This window comes from Nocardia sp. NPDC056611 (assembly GCF_042792755.1).
Classification (GTDB): domain Bacteria; phylum Actinomycetota; class Actinomycetes; order Mycobacteriales; family Mycobacteriaceae; genus Nocardia.
On sequence record NZ_JBHTVV010000009.1, the window covers coordinates 99,479 to 117,793 of the forward strand.

At 68.0% G+C, this 18,315-nt stretch carries 16 protein-coding genes and 1 pseudogene; 6 read left to right on the forward strand and 11 right to left on the reverse strand.

Annotation, left to right across the window (positions count from 1 at the left end; all coding sequences use genetic code 11):
• Nucleotides 1–105: 105 nt before the first annotated feature.
• Nucleotides 106–2,391 carry a HelD family protein gene (locus ACFRAQ_RS33340; RefSeq protein WP_379106841.1) on the forward strand — a complete coding sequence of 762 codons (2,286 nt, stop codon included), beginning with the start codon at nt 106–108 and terminating at the stop codon, nt 2,389–2,391.
• A 113-nt stretch (nt 2,392–2,504) separates the two neighbouring features.
• Here ACFRAQ_RS33340 and ACFRAQ_RS33345 read toward each other — a convergent pair whose 3' ends face one another.
• From ACFRAQ_RS33345 to ACFRAQ_RS33355, 3 genes are all read right to left on the reverse strand, one after another.
• Complete coding sequence (locus tag ACFRAQ_RS33345; protein WP_357097823.1) at nt 2,505–2,957, reverse strand: universal stress protein; 453 nt, start codon at nt 2,955–2,957, stop codon at nt 2,505–2,507.
• Between the two features lie 349 nt (nt 2,958–3,306).
• Nucleotides 3,307–3,726, reverse strand: a complete 420-nt coding sequence (locus ACFRAQ_RS33350) for a DoxX family protein (protein ID WP_379106843.1) — start codon at nt 3,724–3,726, stop codon at nt 3,307–3,309.
• Between the two features lie 89 nt (nt 3,727–3,815).
• Nucleotides 3,816–4,679 (reverse strand): DUF6597 domain-containing transcriptional factor, encoded by an 864-nt coding sequence (locus tag ACFRAQ_RS33355; protein WP_379106845.1) that lies wholly within the window; start codon nt 4,677–4,679, stop codon nt 3,816–3,818.
• 56 nt (nt 4,680–4,735) lie between these two features.
• Here ACFRAQ_RS33355 and ACFRAQ_RS33360 point away from each other — a divergent pair, with 56 nt between their 5' ends.
• Entirely contained in the window at nt 4,736–5,206 is a 471-nt protein-coding gene (locus ACFRAQ_RS33360; RefSeq protein WP_379106847.1) for a VOC family protein, read from the forward strand.
• Nucleotides 5,207–5,301: 95 nt separating this feature from the next.
• Here ACFRAQ_RS33360 and uvrB read toward each other — a convergent pair whose 3' ends face one another.
• Nucleotides 5,302–7,467 (reverse strand): excinuclease ABC subunit UvrB, encoded by a 2,166-nt coding sequence (gene uvrB, locus ACFRAQ_RS33365; RefSeq protein WP_379106849.1) that lies wholly within the window; start codon nt 7,465–7,467, stop codon nt 5,302–5,304.
• Nucleotides 7,468–7,833: 366 nt separating this feature from the next.
• Between uvrB and ACFRAQ_RS33370 the strand changes: the two genes are divergently transcribed.
• Entirely contained in the window at nt 7,834–8,418 is a 585-nt protein-coding gene (locus ACFRAQ_RS33370) for a DUF402 domain-containing protein (protein WP_379106851.1), read from the forward strand.
• 73 nt (nt 8,419–8,491) lie between these two features.
• Here ACFRAQ_RS33370 and ACFRAQ_RS33375 read toward each other — a convergent pair whose 3' ends face one another.
• The gene (locus ACFRAQ_RS33375; RefSeq protein ID WP_379106854.1) at nt 8,492–8,968 is read right to left on the reverse strand and encodes a hypothetical protein; all 477 of its coding nucleotides are present in this window, start codon (nt 8,966–8,968) and stop codon (nt 8,492–8,494) included.
• Between the two features lie 236 nt (nt 8,969–9,204).
• Here ACFRAQ_RS33375 and ACFRAQ_RS33380 point away from each other — a divergent pair, with 236 nt between their 5' ends.
• Nucleotides 9,205–9,705, forward strand: coding sequence for a DUF402 domain-containing protein (locus ACFRAQ_RS33380; protein ID WP_379106976.1), 501 nt, complete (start codon nt 9,205–9,207; stop codon nt 9,703–9,705).
• 76 nt (nt 9,706–9,781) lie between these two features.
• On the opposite strand, the pseudogene coaE reads toward ACFRAQ_RS33380, so the two are convergent.
• Nucleotides 9,782–10,726: pseudogene (gene coaE / locus ACFRAQ_RS33385) on the reverse strand (dephospho-CoA kinase); the annotation flags it as partial.
• 288 nt (nt 10,727–11,014) lie between these two features.
• On the opposite strand from coaE, the gene ACFRAQ_RS33390 reads away from it, so the two are divergent.
• Nucleotides 11,015–11,233, forward strand: coding sequence for a hypothetical protein (locus ACFRAQ_RS33390; protein WP_379106856.1), 219 nt, complete (start codon nt 11,015–11,017; stop codon nt 11,231–11,233).
• 115 nt (nt 11,234–11,348) lie between these two features.
• On the opposite strand, the gene ACFRAQ_RS33395 is transcribed toward ACFRAQ_RS33390, so the two are convergent.
• On the reverse strand, nt 11,349–12,872 hold the full coding sequence (locus tag ACFRAQ_RS33395) for a phospholipase C (RefSeq protein ID WP_379106858.1): 1,524 nt from the start codon (nt 12,870–12,872) through the stop codon (nt 11,349–11,351).
• A 180-nt stretch (nt 12,873–13,052) separates the two neighbouring features.
• Nucleotides 13,053–14,519 carry a 30S ribosomal protein S1 gene (gene rpsA / locus ACFRAQ_RS33400; RefSeq protein ID WP_357285909.1) on the reverse strand — a complete coding sequence of 489 codons (1,467 nt, stop codon included), beginning with the start codon at nt 14,517–14,519 and terminating at the stop codon, nt 13,053–13,055.
• Nucleotides 14,520–14,786: 267 nt separating this feature from the next.
• Between rpsA and ACFRAQ_RS33405 the strand changes: the two genes are divergently transcribed.
• Nucleotides 14,787–15,659, forward strand: coding sequence for a class I SAM-dependent methyltransferase (locus ACFRAQ_RS33405; protein ID WP_379106861.1), 873 nt, complete (start codon nt 14,787–14,789; stop codon nt 15,657–15,659).
• A gap of 101 nt (nt 15,660–15,760) precedes the next feature.
• On the opposite strand, the gene ACFRAQ_RS33410 is transcribed toward ACFRAQ_RS33405, so the two are convergent.
• The 3 genes from ACFRAQ_RS33410 to ACFRAQ_RS33420 form a co-directional block, all read right to left on the reverse strand.
• Entirely contained in the window at nt 15,761–15,925 is a 165-nt protein-coding gene (locus ACFRAQ_RS33410) for a hypothetical protein (RefSeq protein WP_357097856.1), read from the reverse strand.
• A complete protein-coding gene (locus tag ACFRAQ_RS33415; protein WP_379106863.1) occupies nt 15,925–16,803 on the reverse strand; it encodes an SPFH domain-containing protein in 879 nt (292 codons plus the stop codon). Before ACFRAQ_RS33415 ends, ACFRAQ_RS33410 begins: the two co-directional genes overlap by 1 nt.
• Before the next feature lie 127 nt (nt 16,804–16,930).
• Complete coding sequence (locus tag ACFRAQ_RS33420; RefSeq protein ID WP_379106865.1) at nt 16,931–18,295, reverse strand: FAD-binding oxidoreductase; 1,365 nt, start codon at nt 18,293–18,295, stop codon at nt 16,931–16,933.
• Between the last annotated feature and the right edge of the window lie 20 nt (nt 18,296–18,315).

Consider the following 18,315-nt stretch of genomic DNA (forward strand, 5'->3'; position numbering starts at 1 on the left):
ACTAGACTCGACAACTCTGTTCTCGATGCTTCGCGCGCCGTCCCCGCACGGCGGACGTGGTGAACAAGGAGTTCCGTCTTGCCCGACCTCACCGAGGAGCGTTCTGTGCCCGATTCCGCTGACGCGGCATCTCCGGACCTGGAACGCGAGCAGCAGTACCTCACGAAGCTCTACGAACAGCTCGACGGCATGCGCGCCTACGCCCAGCGGCGGCTGCGCACCGTGCTCCTGGAAACCGGCGGCACCCCGCAGGCGCGCAGTGAGCGCGAGTCGTTCACGCAGCTCTACTCCGAGGATCTTTCCAAGTACGACGCCGCCGAACACGGCCTGTGCTTCGGCCGCATCGACATCGCCCCGGGCGAGAACGACGGCGACGGCGAGAACCGCTACATCGGCCGCATCGGCATCCTCGACGAGAGCGCCGACTACGAGACCCTGCTGCTGGACTGGCGCGCTCCCCTGGCCCGGCCGTTCTACCTGGCCACCACCGCCGCCCCCGACGGGGTGACCCGGCGGCGCCACATCCGCTCCCGCAACCGCAAGGTCACCGGGGTCAACGACGAGTACCTGAGCCTCGAGGCCGCCCAGGCGGCGGGGGTGATCGGCGCCGACGGCGGGGTCGGCAGCGAGAGCGCGCTGCTGGCCGCCCTCAACGCCGCCCGCACCGGGCACATGAACGACATCGTCGAGACCATCCAGAGCGAGCAGGACGCGATCATCCGCTCCGAGCACAAGAGCGTGCTCGTGGTGCAGGGCGGGCCCGGCACCGGCAAGACCGCGGTGGCGCTGCACCGCGCGGCCTATCTGCTCTACACCTACCGCCAGCAGCTGGACAAAGCCGGTGTGCTGATCATCGGGCCGAACTCCACCTTCCTCGACTACATCGGGCAGGTGCTGCCCTCGCTCGGTGAGACCGGCGTGCTGCTCTCCACCGTCGGCAACCTGTATCCGGGAGTGCAAGCGACACTGGAGGATTCGCTGCGCGCCGGGGAACTCAAGGGTTCCCTCGACATGCTCGAGGTGCTCAAGAAGGCGGTGCGCGACTGGCAGGACGTGCCGCGCGAGACCATCCCGCTCTACTTCGACGGCCACCAGCTCGAACTCGACCGCAAGATCGTCACCAAGGCCCGCGGCCGCGCCCGCTCCTCGCGCCGCCCGCACAACCTGGCCCGGCCCATCTTCGCGGCCGCGGTGGTGGACGCGCTCACCGATCAGCTCGCCGCCGCCATCGGCTCGAACCCGCTGGGCGGGCGAAACCTGTTGAGCCAGACCGATCTCACCGAGATCCGCGACGAGATGCGCGCCGACGCCGAGATCCAGCGCGCCATCGCCGGACTGTGGCCGATCCTCAGCCCGCAGGAGGTGCTGGGCGGGCTGTGGGCCGACCCCAAACGCCTGGCCAACGCGGCCGGACAGCTCAGCGCGGCCGATCGGGCCGAACTGCGGCGCTCCGACAGCGGCGAGTTCAGCGACGCCGACGCGCCGCTGCTCGACGAACTGGCCGAACTGCTCGGCATCGACGACAGCGAGGAGCGCGAGCGCGCCCGCCGCCGCTGGCGGGCCCAGCTCGCCGAGGCGCAGGATGCCCTCGACATCCTGACCGGTTCCGCGCCACAGGATCTCGAGGACGACCTCGACCCCGAACTGCTCATGGCCTACGACCTCATCGACGCCTCCCAGCTCGCCGAGCGTCAGCAGGTCCGCACCCGCCAGACCACCGCCGAACGCGCCGCCGGGGACCGCACCTGGACCTACGGGCACGTCATCGTGGATGAGGCGCAGGAGCTTTCGGCCATGGCGTGGCGGATGGTCATGCGCCGCATCCCGAATCGGTGGATCACCGCGGTCGGCGACGTCGCCCAGACCGGCGATCCGGCGGGCGCCTCGTCGTGGCAGCAGGTGCTGGAACCGTATGTGGCCAAACGCTGGAAGCTCACCGAGCTGACCGTCAACTACCGCACGCCCTCGGAGATCATGGCGGTGGCCGGGGACGTGCTGGCGGCCATCGATCCGGCCGCGCCCGCGCCGCGCTCGGTCCGCGACTCCGGCTTCGATCCGGCCGCGACCCGGGTGACGGCGGGTGAGCTGGCCGACGAGGTCAAGCGGCTGATCGCGGCCGAGGCCGAGCATCCCGGCACCACGGCGGTCATCGTGCCGCACGACCTGGCCGCCGAACTCGGTCACCTGTCCGATGATTCGACGCGGGTGCTCACCGTCCACGACGTGAAGGGCCTGGAATTCGACGCGGTGATCCTGGCCGAACCGCACCGGATCCTGAGCGAATCGCCGCGCGGACTCAACGACCTGTACGTGGCGCTGACCCGCGCCACCCAGCGGCTGGCCGTCGTGCACACCGAGGACCTGCCGGAGGTCCTGCACCGGCTGGCGTGACCCGCCCGCGAACAGCGAAGCGGCCGAGCCCGGTGGGCTCGGCCGCTTCGTAGGAACGGGGGTTCGGGGGCCAGGCCCCCGATTTCCTCCCGGCTGTGGGGCGGCAGCCCCACTCAGCGCACGGTGTGCACGATCAGCACGTCGCAACGCGACTTGCGGGCCACGTCCGAGGGCACCGAGCCGAGCAGTCGACCGGCCAGGGTGTTGAGGCCGCGGTTACCGACGACCAGCAGGTCGGCCTCCACGTCCTTGACCAGGTCCAGCAGCGACTCGACCGGCTCGCCGACGACAGGCTTCTCCACGACGTTCACCGCGCCGAGGGCGACGGCCTTGTCGCGGGCGACGCGCAGGATCTCACTGGTGGGCGCGGAGCCGCGCACCTGGTAGGCCTCGTCCTTCAGCACGTCCGCGGCCGCGGCGACATCGCGGTCGTCGGTCGGGAAGTAGGCGCAGGCGATGTACAGCGTGGCGCCCTCGTCGCCGGCCAGAGCCGCGGCCCGCTCGACGGCGACGTACGACGAGTCCGAGCCATCGGTACCGACGACGATCGTCCGGTAGGCGGTCATTTCTCCTCCAAGTACAAGGGTCGGGGCCGCGGAATCCTCGACAGTGGGGTTTTCACCGCGGCAACTTCGCCTGACAATAGCGGCATAACCGGCGGAAATATTCGATATCGCAACACATCACACTGCGTGGCGGGATCGGCGACTGTGACATTCCCGGCGCGCCCCGAACACGGCCCCGGCTACCAGCGAATTTCCCGGCGATCGCGACGCGGAACACACAATGCCAACAGCCTTGCACGCCTGGGAGATTCGTCACAAGCCCGAAATGTCCGCGGGCCGCTCGTTGTGTCACGTCACAACGAACGGCCCGGGAATCAGTGACTTCGATTTGCCGGTCGCCGCGGATTTCCTAGGAGAGGTCGAAAAGCGGTCCGGTGAGCGTCAATCCGAGATCGTGGCCGACGTGGGCGAAGAAGGCGAACAGCATGAGCGACGCGCCCGCCAGCGCGATGTCCTTGTTGAAGTGCACCATCTCGCCCTGCTTCGCCTCGGGATCGGTCTCCTTCCAGAAGGCATGCATGAGGAAGGCGGTCGGCACCAGGAACAGGATCAGCAGCAGTGCCCCGAGGTCGGCCCAGACGCCCAGCAGCACGCTCAACCCTCCGGCCAGCAGCAGAACGCCCGAGGCGGGCACCGCCAGGGTGGGCATCGGTATGCCCTTGAACTGCGCGTACTGCGCCATCGACGCCCGCTGCGCCAGATGCCCGAAGCCCGAGCCGAGGAACAGCAATGCGAACAGGATCCGTCCGATCAACACCAGCACGTCCATGGCCCGCTCCTTCGATGATCGATATGCCATTGGGTGACATGGCAACCAACCTCATCAGGTCCACCGCTATTCCCGTACCAGCCAGTTTGTCAGGATGGTAGCGAGATGCGGGCGTATTCGAGCGGAGGCATTCCGATCTCCTTGGCGAACTCGTTGGAGAAGTGCGCCTGATCGAAATAGCCGAGCTCGAGGGCCAGCGCGGCCAGGTCCGAGGTGCGGCCCTCGGCCAGCAGGTGCGCGCCGTCCTGCAGCCGATAGCGGCGCAGGACCCACTTCGGGCCCGCCCCGACATAGCGGCGGAAGAGGCGCTGCAGGGTGCGGACCGGGATGCCGAAACGCTCGGTGACCTGGTCCACCCGGGTCAGGTCGCGATCGTGCTCCATGGCCTCGATGATCGCCAGCACCTGGCGGTAGGCGCTCTGGTCGCCCTCGACGCCCTGGGCCGCCACCAGGAAATCCTCGATCAGCTCGCGGCGGAGCAGCGGGTCGCCGGTGGCGAGCACGGCCTCGGCCAGAGTGTCGGCGGCGGGGAAGATCTCGGCCGCCGGGACCGAGGTGTCGCTGAGCGCGCCCACATCCAGCCCGGTGAACGCGCCGAAGCCGCCCGCCCGGAACTTCACCCCGAACGTCTCACCCGCCCCGGCCAATTCGCGCACGTACTTGGTGGTCCACACGCCGGTGACGAAGGCGCCGGTGCGCTCGTGGGTGCGCTCGAAGGTCAGGTTCACGCACGGGTACGGCAGCACCTCGGCAGAGAACGGCGGCTCACCGCGGCGATCCCAGCGGACCGCCCAGTACCACTCGACATAGCGCGACACCCGTTCGCCCGCGGGCAGGCGAGCGTGGTTGTTGGCGGCGTTCTGCTGGCGCGGCCGCAGGATGCCCTTGGCGGCCTCCGGCGGCGGCACCGGCCGTGGCGCGAACCGGTTTTCGGGATTGTCAGCGCTGGTCATCGCCCCTGTCGCTTTCTTACAAGACCATCGCGGCCGCGCCGGGGAAGGTAGTAGCCATGAGCGACACAGTGAATCCGATCCCGCAGGACTACCACTCCATCACCTGCTTCCTGGCCGTCCCCGACGCCAATGCGGCCATCGACTTCTACAGCGCCGTGTTCGGCGCGAAGGTGCTGAGCCGCAACGATCTTCCCGACGGCCAGGCCGCGCACGCCGAACTGCTGATCGGCGACTCCACCATCCAGGTCGGCATGCCGATGCCCGACGAGGGCCTGCGCGCGCCCGCCGCCGACTGGGTCCACACCAGCGTGGTGCACTACTGCCCCGATGTGGACGCGGTCTCGACATTGGCCACCGAGAACGGAGCTCGCTTCGTCTCCGAGCCGCAGACCTTCGTCACCGGCGACCGCTACGGCCGGGTCATGGATCCGTTCGGCCACCGCTGGATCGTCATGACCCGCGTCGAGGACGTCTCCCGTGAGGAGGCCGAACGCCGCGTCAACGAATGGATGGCGGAGCAAGCCTGAGCACCGGGAGTGGGTGCGCGGAGTCCCGACGGGCCCCGCGCCCCACACGCCCGTGGAAGCGGGTCGCGTAACCCCTTCCGGCCGAAGGGTTCCCGTCACGACAGACCGGCGGCGTCCATGCCGCGTAGTTCCTTCTTCAGGTCGGCGATCTCGTCGCGGAGGCGCCCGGCCAGCTCGAACTGCAGTTCGCGGGCCGCGTTCATCATCTGCGCGGTCATGTCCTTGATCAGGTCGGCGAGTTCGGCGCGCGGCATGTTCCGCACGTCGCGGCCCTCGTAGACGCCGGCGCTCACCGCGCGTCCGGGCTCGCCCTGGGCGCGGCGGCCGCGGCTGGCATTGCGGCCCGAGCCGCCCACCTCGACCTCGGTCTCCTCGGCCTCGCGGTACACCTGGTCCAGAATGTCGGCGATCTTCTTGCGCAACGGTTTGGGATCGATGCCGCGCTCTTCGTTGTAGGCGACCTGCTTGGCCCGGCGGCGCTCGGTCTCGTCGATGGCGTGACGCATGGAGTCGGTGATCTTGTCCGCGTACATGTGGACCTCACCGGACACGTTGCGCGCCGCGCGGCCGATGGTCTGGATGAGACTGGTGGCGGAGCGCAGGAAGCCCTCCTTGTCGGCGTCCAGAATGGCGACCAGCGACACTTCGGGCAGGTCCAGGCCCTCGCGCAGCAGGTTGATGCCGACCAGCACGTCGTATTCGCCCAGGCGCAACTGCCGCAGCAATTCGACGCGGCGCAGGGTGTCGATCTCCGAGTGCAGATACCGCACCCGCACACCGAGTCCCAGCAGATAGTCGGTGAGGTCCTCGGCCATCTTCTTGGTCAGCGTGGTGACCAGGACGCGTTCGTCGCGTTCGGTCCGCAGCCGGATCTCGTGCACCAGATCGTCGATCTGCCCCTTGGTCGGCTTGACCACCACGTGCGGGTCCACCAGGCCGGTCGGGCGGATCACCTGTTCGACGAACTCACCGCCGGTCTGGCCCAATTCGTACGGGCCGGGGGTGGCCGACAGGTACACCGCCTGCCCGATCCGCTCGGCGAACTCCTCCCAGGTGAGCGGCCGGTTGTCCACCGCCGACGGCAACCGGAAGCCGTACTCGACCAGGTTGCGCTTGCGGGACATGTCGCCCTCGTACATGCCGCCGATCTGCGGCACGGTCACGTGGGATTCGTCGATGACGAGCAGGAAATCGTCGGGGAAGTAATCCAGCAGAGTGGCGGGCGCGGAACCCGCGGGCCGCCCGTCGATATGCCGCGAGTAATTCTCGATACCCGAGCAGAAACCGACCTGCTTGATCATCTCCAGGTCGTATTGGGTGCGCATCCGAAGCCGTTGCGCCTCCAGCAGTTTGCCCTGCTTCTCCAAATCCGCCAGCCGCGTCTCGAGTTCGGCCTCGATGTCGCGCACCGCGCGTTCCATACGGTCGGGACCCGCCACATAATGGGTGGCCGGGAAAATCCGGACCATATCCACCTGACGCACCACATCACCGGTCAACGGGTGCAGATAGTAGAGCGCCTCGATCTCGTCGCCGAAGAATTCGATGCGCACCGCCAATTCCTCGTACGAGGGGATGATTTCGACGGTATCGCCGCGCACCCGGAAACTACCGCGGGTGAACGACATGTCGTTGCGGGTGTATTGCACGTCCACCAGCAGACGCAGCAGCCGGTCCCGATCGATCTCGGTGCCCACCTCCAGCTGCACCGACCGGTCCAGATAGGACTGCGGCGTGCCGAGGCCGTAGATGCACGACACCGACGCGACCACCACGACGTCGCGGCGCGAGAGCAGGCTCGAGGTCGCCGAGTGGCGCAGCCGCTCGACGTCGTCGTTGATCGAGCTGTCCTTCTCGATATAGGTATCGGTCTGCGCGATGTAGGCCTCGGGCTGGTAGTAGTCGTAGTACGAGACGAAGTACTCGACCGCGTTGTTGGGCAGCATCTCGCGCAGCTCGTTGGCCAGCTGCGCGGCCAGGGTCTTGTTGGGCGCCATGACCAGGGTGGGCCGCTGCAACCGCTCGATCAGCCAGGCAGTGGTCGCCGACTTACCGGTACCGGTGGCGCCGAGCAGCACCACGTCCTTCTCCCCCGCGCGGATGCGACGCTCGAGTTCGGTGATGGCGGCCGGCTGGTCACCGGCCGGAACGTGTTCGCTGACCACCTGGAACTGGCTGTCGGTCCGCTCGACCTCACCGATGGGCCGATGCTCCGAATGAGCCAGCGGCAGGTCGTCCGGGATCTCGGTTGCGAAAGCCATGGCACCAGCCTAGGACGGACCACCGACAAGAACACCCAGCCGCTCGCCTGTTCACCGAGGGCGGACCCGGCCGTGACCCGGGTCACGATCGGCAGGGCCCCGGGTCACGATCGGACTCGTCGCCGCGCGATGGCTGCCCGCGCGGAGCCCACCCGTCCAATCGCGCGACGGCTCCGAATTCTCTAGTCCGGTACTCATTTCGGTAAAGGACTTCTAATGTCTGAATTGACCGTTACCCCAACGGATTTCAGACCGTCCACGCCGATCGGTGTCGCGTAGATCTCAGTCCGTTCACGACGGTTTGAATCCCAGGTTCCAGGTGTACTCTGAGCTCGCTGGTCGCACGATTCGAGAGAAGGCATGGCGATGACCGGTTTGTTTACGCCACAGCGGAATTCCACCAATGGCGCGCGCCCGCACCGGACGACCGACGACACCCCCGCGGTGTCCCCGCATCGCCCCAGACTCGAGTATTTCAATCTCGCGGATCTCTCGTGGACCGATTATCGCGGGTTTCTGCACCCCGTGGAGCGTTTACAGGCCGAACCGTTCGGTCTGTATATCGAACGGACAGTGGACAATCCGCGGTACCACTACGTCGAGTCCTGGCTGCTGCCCGAACTGTCGCTGCGCGCCACCGTGTATCACCTGCGCCCGGGCCACGATCGGACCCAGACCCACTACCTCGACATCGGCGAGTACGGGCCGTGCGAGGACAAGAAGTGGCGCGCCGAGAGTCACTACCTACACGTGGTGGCCCGGCCCGGCCGCGCGCCCGAACTGCTCGGCATCGACGACCTGCTGACCGCGCACGCGGCCGGGCAGTTCGACACCGCGCAGACCCACCGGGCCATCGAGCGGGCGGCCGCCGTGGTCGACGGCCTCGGCGCCTGCGGGCACGATGTCGACCGGTGGCTCGCCACCAAGGGCGTCACCCTCACCTGGCTCTGACCCCGGGAACGCGAACGCCCGGTCCGGATGGATCCGGACCGGGCGAGGTCTTGCGGGTATCTCCGCCCTCCGACTAGCCGGAGATGCTCGGCAGCAGGCCGTTCAGACCGCCCGACAGACTCGGGAACAGGCTGCTCGAGCCGCTGCTCAGGCCGCAGCCGACGCTGCCGGTGCTGGTCAGCGGGTTGGCCTCGGCCACGTCGACGTCGATCGACTTCGAGATCAGGGTCTGGGTCACGGTCAGCGTGTGCTTGCCCGCGGTGCTCGGAGTCCAGTTGATGGTGACCTTGCCGCTCAGCAGCGACGGGGTGACCGGGCTGCCCGGCAGCTCGGCGCCGTTGTCACGGAAGGCCACCGACAGCAGCCGGTCGACGTCGATGGACGCGGTCAGCGTGTAGGAGCAGCCGACATTGTGGCTGGTGCCGGAAACCTCGAGGCCGGTCGGCCACGCACCGGCCTGGGGCGCGGCCAGGACGATGGTCCCAGCCACCGCGCCGAAGGTCGTGAGGCCCATGCCGACCCGGCGGGCACGGGTTTTCTGTTCGCTCATGCAGGTATTCCCTTACGGTTGAGGCCCCGCCCACGAAACGGCGGGTCGTCGTGCGCGACGATACAGCGCAACCGAACCATAGCGAAACACGCTCGCTTCAAATAGAGTTTTCGGAATATTCGCCCCGCTCCGCACCGGATTCCAGCAATCTGCGAGCGATGCCACCCCCGCTCCCCTGGACGACCGCCGCTCGACACGCGATGCTGAATGACATGACTCGGGCGCCCGCGGTGGATCTGCACCGACCCAAGGTGGAGTACTTCAATATCGACGAGCTCACCAATATCGATCCCAAGGGTTTCGTGCGGCAGGTGGAGCGCTACCAGGTGGAGCCGTGGGGGCTGTACATGGCCCGCACCTCGGACCATCCCGAGTTCCACTACATCGAATCCTGGCTGCTGCCCACGGTGTCGTTGCGCGCCACCGTCTTCCACTTCACCCCCGCGCATCTGCGCGACCAGGACTACTACATCGACATCGGCGAGTTCGCGCAGGTCGGGCCGAAGCGGTGGAAGTCGGTGGACCACTACCTGGATCTGGTGGTGCGGCAGGGCAGAGAGGTGGAGCTACTCGACGTGGACGAGCTGCTGGCCGCCCACGCCGCCGACTACCTGACCCTGGCCGAGGCCCAGCAGGCCATCGAGTCCGCCACGGCGACCATCGACGGAATCGCCGCGCACGGACACAGTTTCGAGGGCTGGCTGGCCGCCCAGGGCATCACGCTCACCTGGATGTAGACCGAGAAACCAGGGGCCGTCCGCACCGAGGGGTGCCGACGGCCCTTCTCGTCGGCTAGGCGCCGATGATCAGGTTGACCGTACGGCCCGGGTCGGCATTGGCGTGCAGCCGCTCCCCCGCCGCGAGCTCGACGCCCGCTGCCAGCGGATCATTCGCGGCGACCGGCGGAAAACCGATGTCCGCCAAGCGATCCCGGAGCGACTCCGGGTCCACCCCGGCCGCGACCGTGATCCGGATGTCGAGGACGTCGGCCGCGGGCTTGCCGGCCACGGCGGTGGCCCCGACGTGTTCGATGCTCGCCGCGTCGGCCGCGCACGCCAGCGCGAGGCGGGCGATCACCCGCCGCGCCTGCGCGGGCCATTCCGGATTCGCTTCCACCACGGGCAGTTCCGGCCGCGCGGCGGGGGTGCGGGTGCGCAGATTGCGTTCGAAGGGCACGAGGCGCTCGTCCCACAGCCGGTGCACCTCGGCGTCGATCAGGCCGGTCGCGCCATTGTTGTCGAGCAGAACGTCGGCGGTGGCGCGGCGCTGGGCGTCGGTGGCCTGGGCGGCGATGCGGGCGCGGGCGTCGGCCTCGTCGATGCCGCGGAACTCAACCAGGCGGCGCACCCGGGTCTCCTCGGCGGCGTCCACGATGACCACCAAATTCATGAACGGCGCCAGGCCGTTCTCGACCAGCAGCGGAATGTCCTGCACCACAATGCCGTCGGCCGGCGCGGCGGCGATGAGCGCGGCGGTGCGCTTGCCGACCAGCGGGTGGGTGATGCCGTTGAGGGTGGCGCGGGCCTCGTCGGTGGCGAAGGCCTTGGCCGCCAGAGCGGGCCGGTCGAGGCTGCCGTCGGCGGCGAGGATGTCGTCGCCGAACGCGGCGGCCAGGGCGGCCAGGCCCTCGGTGCCGGGGGCGACCACCTCGCGCGCGATGACATCGCTGTCCACGAGCACGGCTCCACGCTCGGTGAGAATGCGGGCCACGGTGGACTTGCCCGCGCCCATGCCTCCGGTGAGACCGATTCGCAACATTCGACCAGTCTCGCACCGCCGCCGGTTCCGGCGCGTGCCAGGGTTACTCGGCCCGTCAGGATTACCCGCTCGACCCGGTCGTTTCACCTGCAAGCACAGTCCTTGCCCGTTCCGTGATGCCGGTGAGATCATTTCGCAACTTTTCCGGCCAATCCCGACCGTTTGTCGGCAACATTCCGACACGCCGGGGCACACGCCCCGCAAAATTCGGTGACGCACACTTTTGTTCGGCTATCGTTCGCCGCAGGCGATCTTCAGGCCGGTTAACACGCAAGAGAAGGAACATCAGTGAGCACCAAGAACCTCCAGACGGGTCGCCACCGTCTGGGCCTGGCGGGCACCGTGCATTGCATCGAGATCCCCGCCGTCGCAGCCGCTCTCGCCGAGCACGGACGGTCCTGGCTGACCGCGCTGTTCAGCCCGGCCCGGCACAGCGCGACCGCCAGGCGAAAACAGTCACCCGAGTCCGGCGTCGTCCGCCGCTGGGTGCCTGCCACCGTCGGCTGATTCCGCCGGAATCTCCAGCACCGCTCCCTGATTCGCCACATACATACGCAGTGGCTCGGTCCGAACCGGACCGAGCCACTGTGTTGTGCGCGTGTCTCCTTACGCGGCAGCGGAATTACACGAGGCCGCTGGGCTTGCGCCGAGTGCCGGGATCCTGACGGGGCATGGAGTTCGGCGGCACCGGGTACGGGGTGCCGACGGTCGCGGTCCCGAGGGCGATATTCGGACCGCACTGCGCGATGGCGTCGTTGACCTTCCGGTCCGCCGGGGCGAACACGGGCTTGGACGCATCGGGGCCGGAACCGAAGTCGAAGGCCGAGGTCATGTCACCGGTGACGCTGCGCCGCCACGCGGTCAGGTTCGGCACGTCGACTCCGAAGCGGCGCTCCAGGAGTCGCAGCTGCGAGGTGTGGTCGAAGGTCTCCGAGGCGACCAGGCCGCCCCGGCTGTAGGGCGAGATGACCAGGCCCGGTACGCGGTAGCCGAGACCGATCGGCCCGGTGATGCCCTCGTGCTTCTTGTCGATCGGCACCGTGACGTACTCCCCCGGCGTGCCCGCGGGCGCGGTCGGCGGGGTGACGTGGTCGAAGAAGCCGCCGTTCTCGTCGTAGCTGATGATCAGCGCGGTCTTCTCCCACACCGCCGGGTTGGAGGTGAGGATGTCGAGCACCTGCATGATGCCGACCGCGCCGAAAGCCGGTGGCAGCGCCGGGTGTTCACAGTTCAGCAGCGACGGGATCACCCACGACACTGCGGGCAGCTGGTTGGCGGCGACGTCGGCGGCGAAGTCCTGCGGATACGCCGGTGCCTTACCGCGCCGGGCCAGTTCGGAATTCGGGTCGGCGGCCTGCTTGAAGCAGCCCATCATGCCGTCCAGGATCACCGACGACAGCGGACCGACGTCTCGGTTGTTGTAGATCTTCCAGCTGACGCCGGCATCGGAGAGGTTCTCCGGCATGGTCCGCCAGCTGTAGGCGTTCTGCGGGATCAGGGTCGGCGTCTCGAGCAGCGGGCCGCCGTTGTGACCCTCGGGGTCGATCGTGGCCGACATCCAATACAACCGGTTGGGGTCGGTCGGGCCGAGCACCGAGCAGTGGTAGTTGTCGAGCAGGGTGAAGGCATTGGCCAGGTCCCAGTGCACCGGAATGTCGGCCTGGGTGTAGTAACCCATTGCGGCGGGCGCGTTTCCGGGGCCGACCGAGGCGATCGACATGGGCATCCAGCCGTCGTTGCGGCCGTCGTTCCACGCCTTGTGCATGGCCGCCCAGCTGTGGTCCGGGTCGTTGATGCACTCACCGTCGAGGCTGGCGCCGCGGGTGGTGTCGAGGCGGAACGGGTTGAGGAAGCCGTCCGCGGTGGGGCCGACGCCGGGGGTGTAGCCGTACTGGTTCCAGGCCGGGGACGGGTCGTCGAACCCGCGCACGCCGGACATGGTGCCGAAGTAGTGGTCGAAGGAGCGGTTCTCCTGCATGAGCAACACGAAGTGCTCGATGTCGCCGAGGCCGCCCATGCCCGCCGGGTCTGCGGCGTAAGCCTTTTCGATGATCGGTCCGGCGACCGACGCCAGCGCGCCGGCACCGCCCGCTGCCATGGCTTTCGCCAGAAATTCCCGCCTGTTGACTCCGGCGAACACGCCCATGCTCCGGTGGTGCCTTCCCGCTAGAAGTGACAGTGAAGGGACGGCGCCGACACGGATCGGTCGCACGTCCAGTTCGTATCCAACCCGCGCATCATGACAGCCCAGCGAACCGCTGGTAAACGAAAGTCCCCTGGTCGAGGACCAGGGGACTTTCGTTATCGCTTAGCGCGGATCAGCGAATCAGGCGTTGCCCGACAGCTTCTCACGCAGCGCGGCCAGCTGCGCATCGCTCGCGAGCGAGCCACCGGCCGGCGCGTCCGAGGACGAAGCGGCAGCCTGCGAACCGGACTCCGAGGAGTAGTTCTGCGGTCCACCGTTGGCAGCCTCGGCGGCGGCGTCGGCGGCCATCTTCTCCATCTGAGCGGTGTGCATCTTGTGGCGACGCTCGGCCTCGGCGTACCGGGTCTCCCACTCCTCACGCTGCTTCTCGAAGCCCTCGAGCCATTCGTTGGTCTCGGAGTCGAAGCCCTCGGGGAAGATGTAGTTGCCCTGGTCGTCGTAGCTGTCGGCCATGCCGTACTTCGACGGGTCGAACTCGGCGGTGTAGTCCTCGTTGGCCTGCTTCAGCGACAGCGAGATCCGGCGACGCTCGAGGTCGATGTCGATGACCTTGACCATGGCGTCGTCGCCGACGGCGACAACCTGGTCCGGGACCTCGACGTGGCGCTCGGCCAGCTCGGAGATGTGCACCAGGCCCTCGATGCCCTCTTCGACGCGCACGAACGCACCGAACGGAACCAGCTTGGTGACCTTGCCCGGCACGATCTGACCGATCGCGTGGGTGCGGGCGAACTGACGCCACGGGTCTTCCTGGGTCGCCTTGAGCGACAGGGAGACACGCTCGCGGTCCAGGTCGACGTCGAGAACCTCGACGGTGACCTCGTTGCCGACCTCGACAACCTCGGACGGGTGGTCGATGTGCTTCCAGGACAGCTCGGAGACGTGCACCAGACCGTCCACGCCACCCAGGTCCACGAAGGCACCGAAGTTGACGATGGAGGAGACCACACCCTTGCGGACCTGGCCCTTCTGCAGCTGGTGCAGGAACTCGCTGCGGACCTCGGACTGGGTCTGCTCGAGCCAGGCGCGACGCGACAGGACCACGTTGTTGCGGTTCTTGTCGAGCTCGATGATCTTGGCCTCGATCTCCTTGCCGACGTACGGCTGGAGGTCGCGGACACGGCGCATCTCGACCAGCGACGCCGGGAGGAAGCCGCGCAGACCGATGTCCAGGATCAGGCCGCCCTTGACGACCTCGATGACGGTGCCCTTGACGGCCTCGTCCTTCTCCTTGAGCTCCTCGATCGTGCCCCAAGCCCGCTCGTACTGAGCGCGCTTCTTCGACAGGATCAGGCGGCCTTCCTTGTCCTCCTTGGTGAGAACGAGGGCCTCGACCTCATCGCCCACGGAAACGACCTCATTGGGGTCGACATCGTGCTTGATGGACAGTTCGCGAGACGGGATCACGCCTTCGGTCTTGTAACCGATGTCGAGAAGGACCTCATCGCGATCGACCTTGACGATCGTGCCTTCGACGATATCGCCGTCGTTGAAGTACTTGATGGTCTTGTCGATGGCGGCGAGGAAGTCCTCGGCAGTGCCGATGTCGTTGACGGCAACCTGCGGCGAGGTGACAGTGGTGGGCATGTGTTGGGAGGCTCCGGACGGATTGTGGTCGGTAGTGGACATGTGGACTTTCGGTTTTGCTGCGAACAGCGGGCAATGGATCTAACGTTGCACAACGCTGCCGTGGCTGTAACTTCCAAAGACAGCTTGCGGACTCACAGCACGATTATCTGCTCTACGCGGTCTCGAGAAACCGGGTACAGAAGACACTCGCGGAAAACAGCGTACGCGACGGGTGTTGTACCAAGCAAACATGGGTCTCATCGCAAGCCTCGCTAGGGTGTGCCCATGTCCGAAGATCACTCTGCCACCCCCGACGACGTCCGGCACGCCCAGGCCAATACCCTGCTCGGCACGGTGGGAGTGACCCGCGCCAAGGTCGATTCGGAGTCGAGTCAGCGCGCCAGCCGCAAGTGGTGGGACGCCGACGCGGCGGCCTATCACGAGACGCACGCCGACTTCCTCGGCGTGGACTCCCCCGCCGGCGAGTTCGTGTGGTGCCCGGAGGGGTTGCACGAGGGTGACTGGCATCTGCTCGGTGATATAGAGGACAAGCGGATCCTGGAGATCGGCTGCGGCTCGGCACCCTGCTCGCGCTGGCTCGCCTCGCACGGCGCGCACCCGGTCGGCCTCGATATCTCCCGTTCCATGCTCGACCGCGGTCTGGCCGCGATGGCGGCGGGCGGACCCCGCGTCCCTTTGATCCAGGCGGGAGCCGAGGATTTGCCGTTCGCCGACGAATCGTTCGACCTGGCCTGCTCGGCCTTCGGCGCGGTTCCCTTCGTCGCCGACTCGGCCCGGGTGATGCGTGAAGTCCACCGCGTCCTGCGTCCCGGCGGCCGCTGGGTCTTCTCCGTCAATCACCCCATGCGCTGGATCTTCCCCGACGATCCGGGCCCCGGCGGCCTGCGCGCCACCATCCCCTATTTCGACCGCACCCCTTATGTGGAGGTCGGCCCCGACGGCGAGCCCACCTACGTCGAGCACCACCGCACCATCGGCGACCGCGTCCGCGAGATCGTCGCCGCGGGGCTGATCGTGAAGGACATCATCGAACCCGACTGGCCCGAATGGCTCGACCGCGAATGGGGCCAGTGGAGCCCCCTCCGGGGCGAGATCTTCCCCGGCACAGCTATTTTCGTCACCGAAAAAGCGAACTGAGACCGACGGACCCGACAGCCGGAACGGGACCGAGCCGCGGCGTGCGCGGCTGGTCCCGTCCGGGGGGCTACCGGATCGACAGTGCCGAACCGGTGTCGTGACTATTTGGGTTCGCGGCCCGCTTGTCTGAGAGCCATCCGGAGCGCGTACTCGATCTGGGCGTTGATGCTGCGCAGGTCATCGGCCGCCCATTTGGCGATGGCGTCGTGGACGGCCGGGTCCAGGCGCAGCAGCACGCGTTTCGGCTCGCGTTTGGCGGCGGACATCAGGCGTAGAGGGTGCCGGCGTTGACCACGGGTGCGGCGGAGCGGTCCCCGCACAGCACGACCAGCAGATTGGACACCATCGCCGCCTTGCGCTCCTCATCCAGGTCGACCACGCCCTGTTCCGCGAGCCGGTCCAGCGCCATGCCGACCATACCGACCGCGCCTTCGACGATGCGGCTGCGAGCGGCGACCACCTGAGCGGCCTGCTGGCGGACCAGCATGGCCTGGGCGATCTCCGGCGCGTAGGCGAGGTGGGTGATGCGGGCCTCGATGATCTCGATGCCGGCCAGTTCGGTGCGGGCGCGCAGCTCCGCGGTCAGTTCACCCGCGACCTCCGCGCCGTCGCGCAGGCTCGAGGTGCTCGCGTCGTCGGTCTGGTACGGGTGGGTGGTGGCCAGGTGCCGGACAGCGGTCTCGGACTGGGTGCGCACGAAGTCCTCGTAGTCGTCGACGGCGAAGGCGGCCTTGTAGCTGTCCACCACCTGGTAGACGACGACCGCGGCGATCTCGACCGGGTTGCCGTCCAGGTCGTTGACCTTCAGCTTCTGGGTCTCGAAGTTGCGGATGCGCAGCGAGATGCCGCGGCGGCTGGACAGCGGGGTCACCCAGTGGAAGCCGGACTCGTCGACCGAGCCGATGTAGCGGCCGAAGAACTGGATCACCTTGGCCTGGTTGGGATTCACCGTGATGAAGCCGCTGGCGGCGAGCACCGCGGCCAGGATGGTGACCGCCAGCGCGACGCCGATGACGGTCCGCGCACCTCCGGTGGCGCCGCCGCTGCTCAGCGCGTGCGACTCCAGCACGATTCCGACCACCAGCAGGATGAAGACCCCCAGCAGGAGGAACCCGTTCAACCGGAAGGCCCGACGCATCTCCATGACACTCTCCTAGTATCGAAGTGATATCACGACGATAGCGCGGCCGCGCCGGCGCGGCAAGCGTGAAAAGCAGCGTGCCCCGCCGCGCAAAGGTGCGGCGGGGCACATGGTTTCGGGTGCCGGCCGATCAATTCGGGCGGATATTGCGGTTGTTGCGGAACAGGTTGGCGGGGTCGTACTTCGTCTTGAGCGCGGCCAGCCGGTCGTAGGTGGCGGGGCTGTACCCGGCGCGGGTCTGCGCCTCGTCGGCCTGGTCACCACTGCCGTAGAGGAAGTTGAGGTTGTGACCGACGGTCCACGGCCGCACCGTCTTTCGCGCCAGCGCCAGCTGATCGCGCACCGCATCGGCGTTGTCCGGCCGCGGCATGGCCAGCACCCGCGCGATGTACCGCGCGTCGCGGTGGTCCATCGAGATTCCGTGCGGGCCCGGGCGGCTCAGCGCCCCGCCGAGGTGCCGGAATCCGGCCACCGTGGGCGGCGCGGCCTCGGGTCCGGTCGCCGCCAGGAAAGCGTCGGCGGCATCGGCGGGCAGATCCGAGAGCAGCGCGTTGGTGGCGGTGTAGGCGTGCGGGTGATCGGGATCCCGGTAGATGGCATGGCTTTCCGTGTAGGGCATCATCCGCAGGTCGTCGGTCACGCGCTCCCCGACCGCGCGCAGCGGCGCGACGAGGCGCTCGCCCTCGGCCTCGGTGCCGGTGAAGGCGATATTGATGGTCGCCACGTACCGCCCGCGCAGGTGCGGGGGCACCTGCGGGAGGTCGGGGAAGGTCAGCATGGTGATGGCCGAGGTGACGGTCTCGGGCGCCTGCCGGGTCCACCGGCGCCAGGCCTGCAGCGCCGGGGCGACCAGCGCGGTGTCGAACTGCAACTGGCCGCCGTAGACCCGGGTGACGGGCAGCAGGTCCAGTTCCAGCGCGGTGACCACGCCGAAGTTGCCGCCGGTGCCCAGCACCGCGCCGAACAGCTCGTCCCCGGGCGTCAGTCGGCGCAGGCGACCGTCGGCGGTGACGATCTCGACGGCCCGCACATGCTCTGCGGCGTAACCGTATTCGCGAGCCAGAATGCCGATGCCGCCGCCGAGGACGTAACCGACCACACCGACCGAGAGCGAGGAGCCGTTCAGCGGCGCCAGTCCGTGCGCGGCGGCCGCCTCGATCAGGGCTCCGGCCCGCACGCCCGCCCCGATGCGGGCGGTGCGCGCGTCCGCGTCGACGCGGATGTCGGCGAGGCGGCGGGTGGTGATGAGCACGCCGCCGTCGGTGGCGACCGACAGGCCGTGCCCGGTGGCCTGCACGGCGACCGGAAGTCCGTGCCGCGCCGCGTATTCCACCGCGGCGCGGACGTCCTCGGCGTGAGCCGCGGCCACCACGACGGCGGGCCGGTGGGTGTAAGCGGTTTGGAACCCGGCGATCTCGGCGTCATAGCCGGTGTCGCCGGGTTGGAAGACGGGTCCGGTGGTGGCGGGCAGTTCGGTGATCGCTGTCTTCGTCATGCCTCCCACCCTGCTCGCCT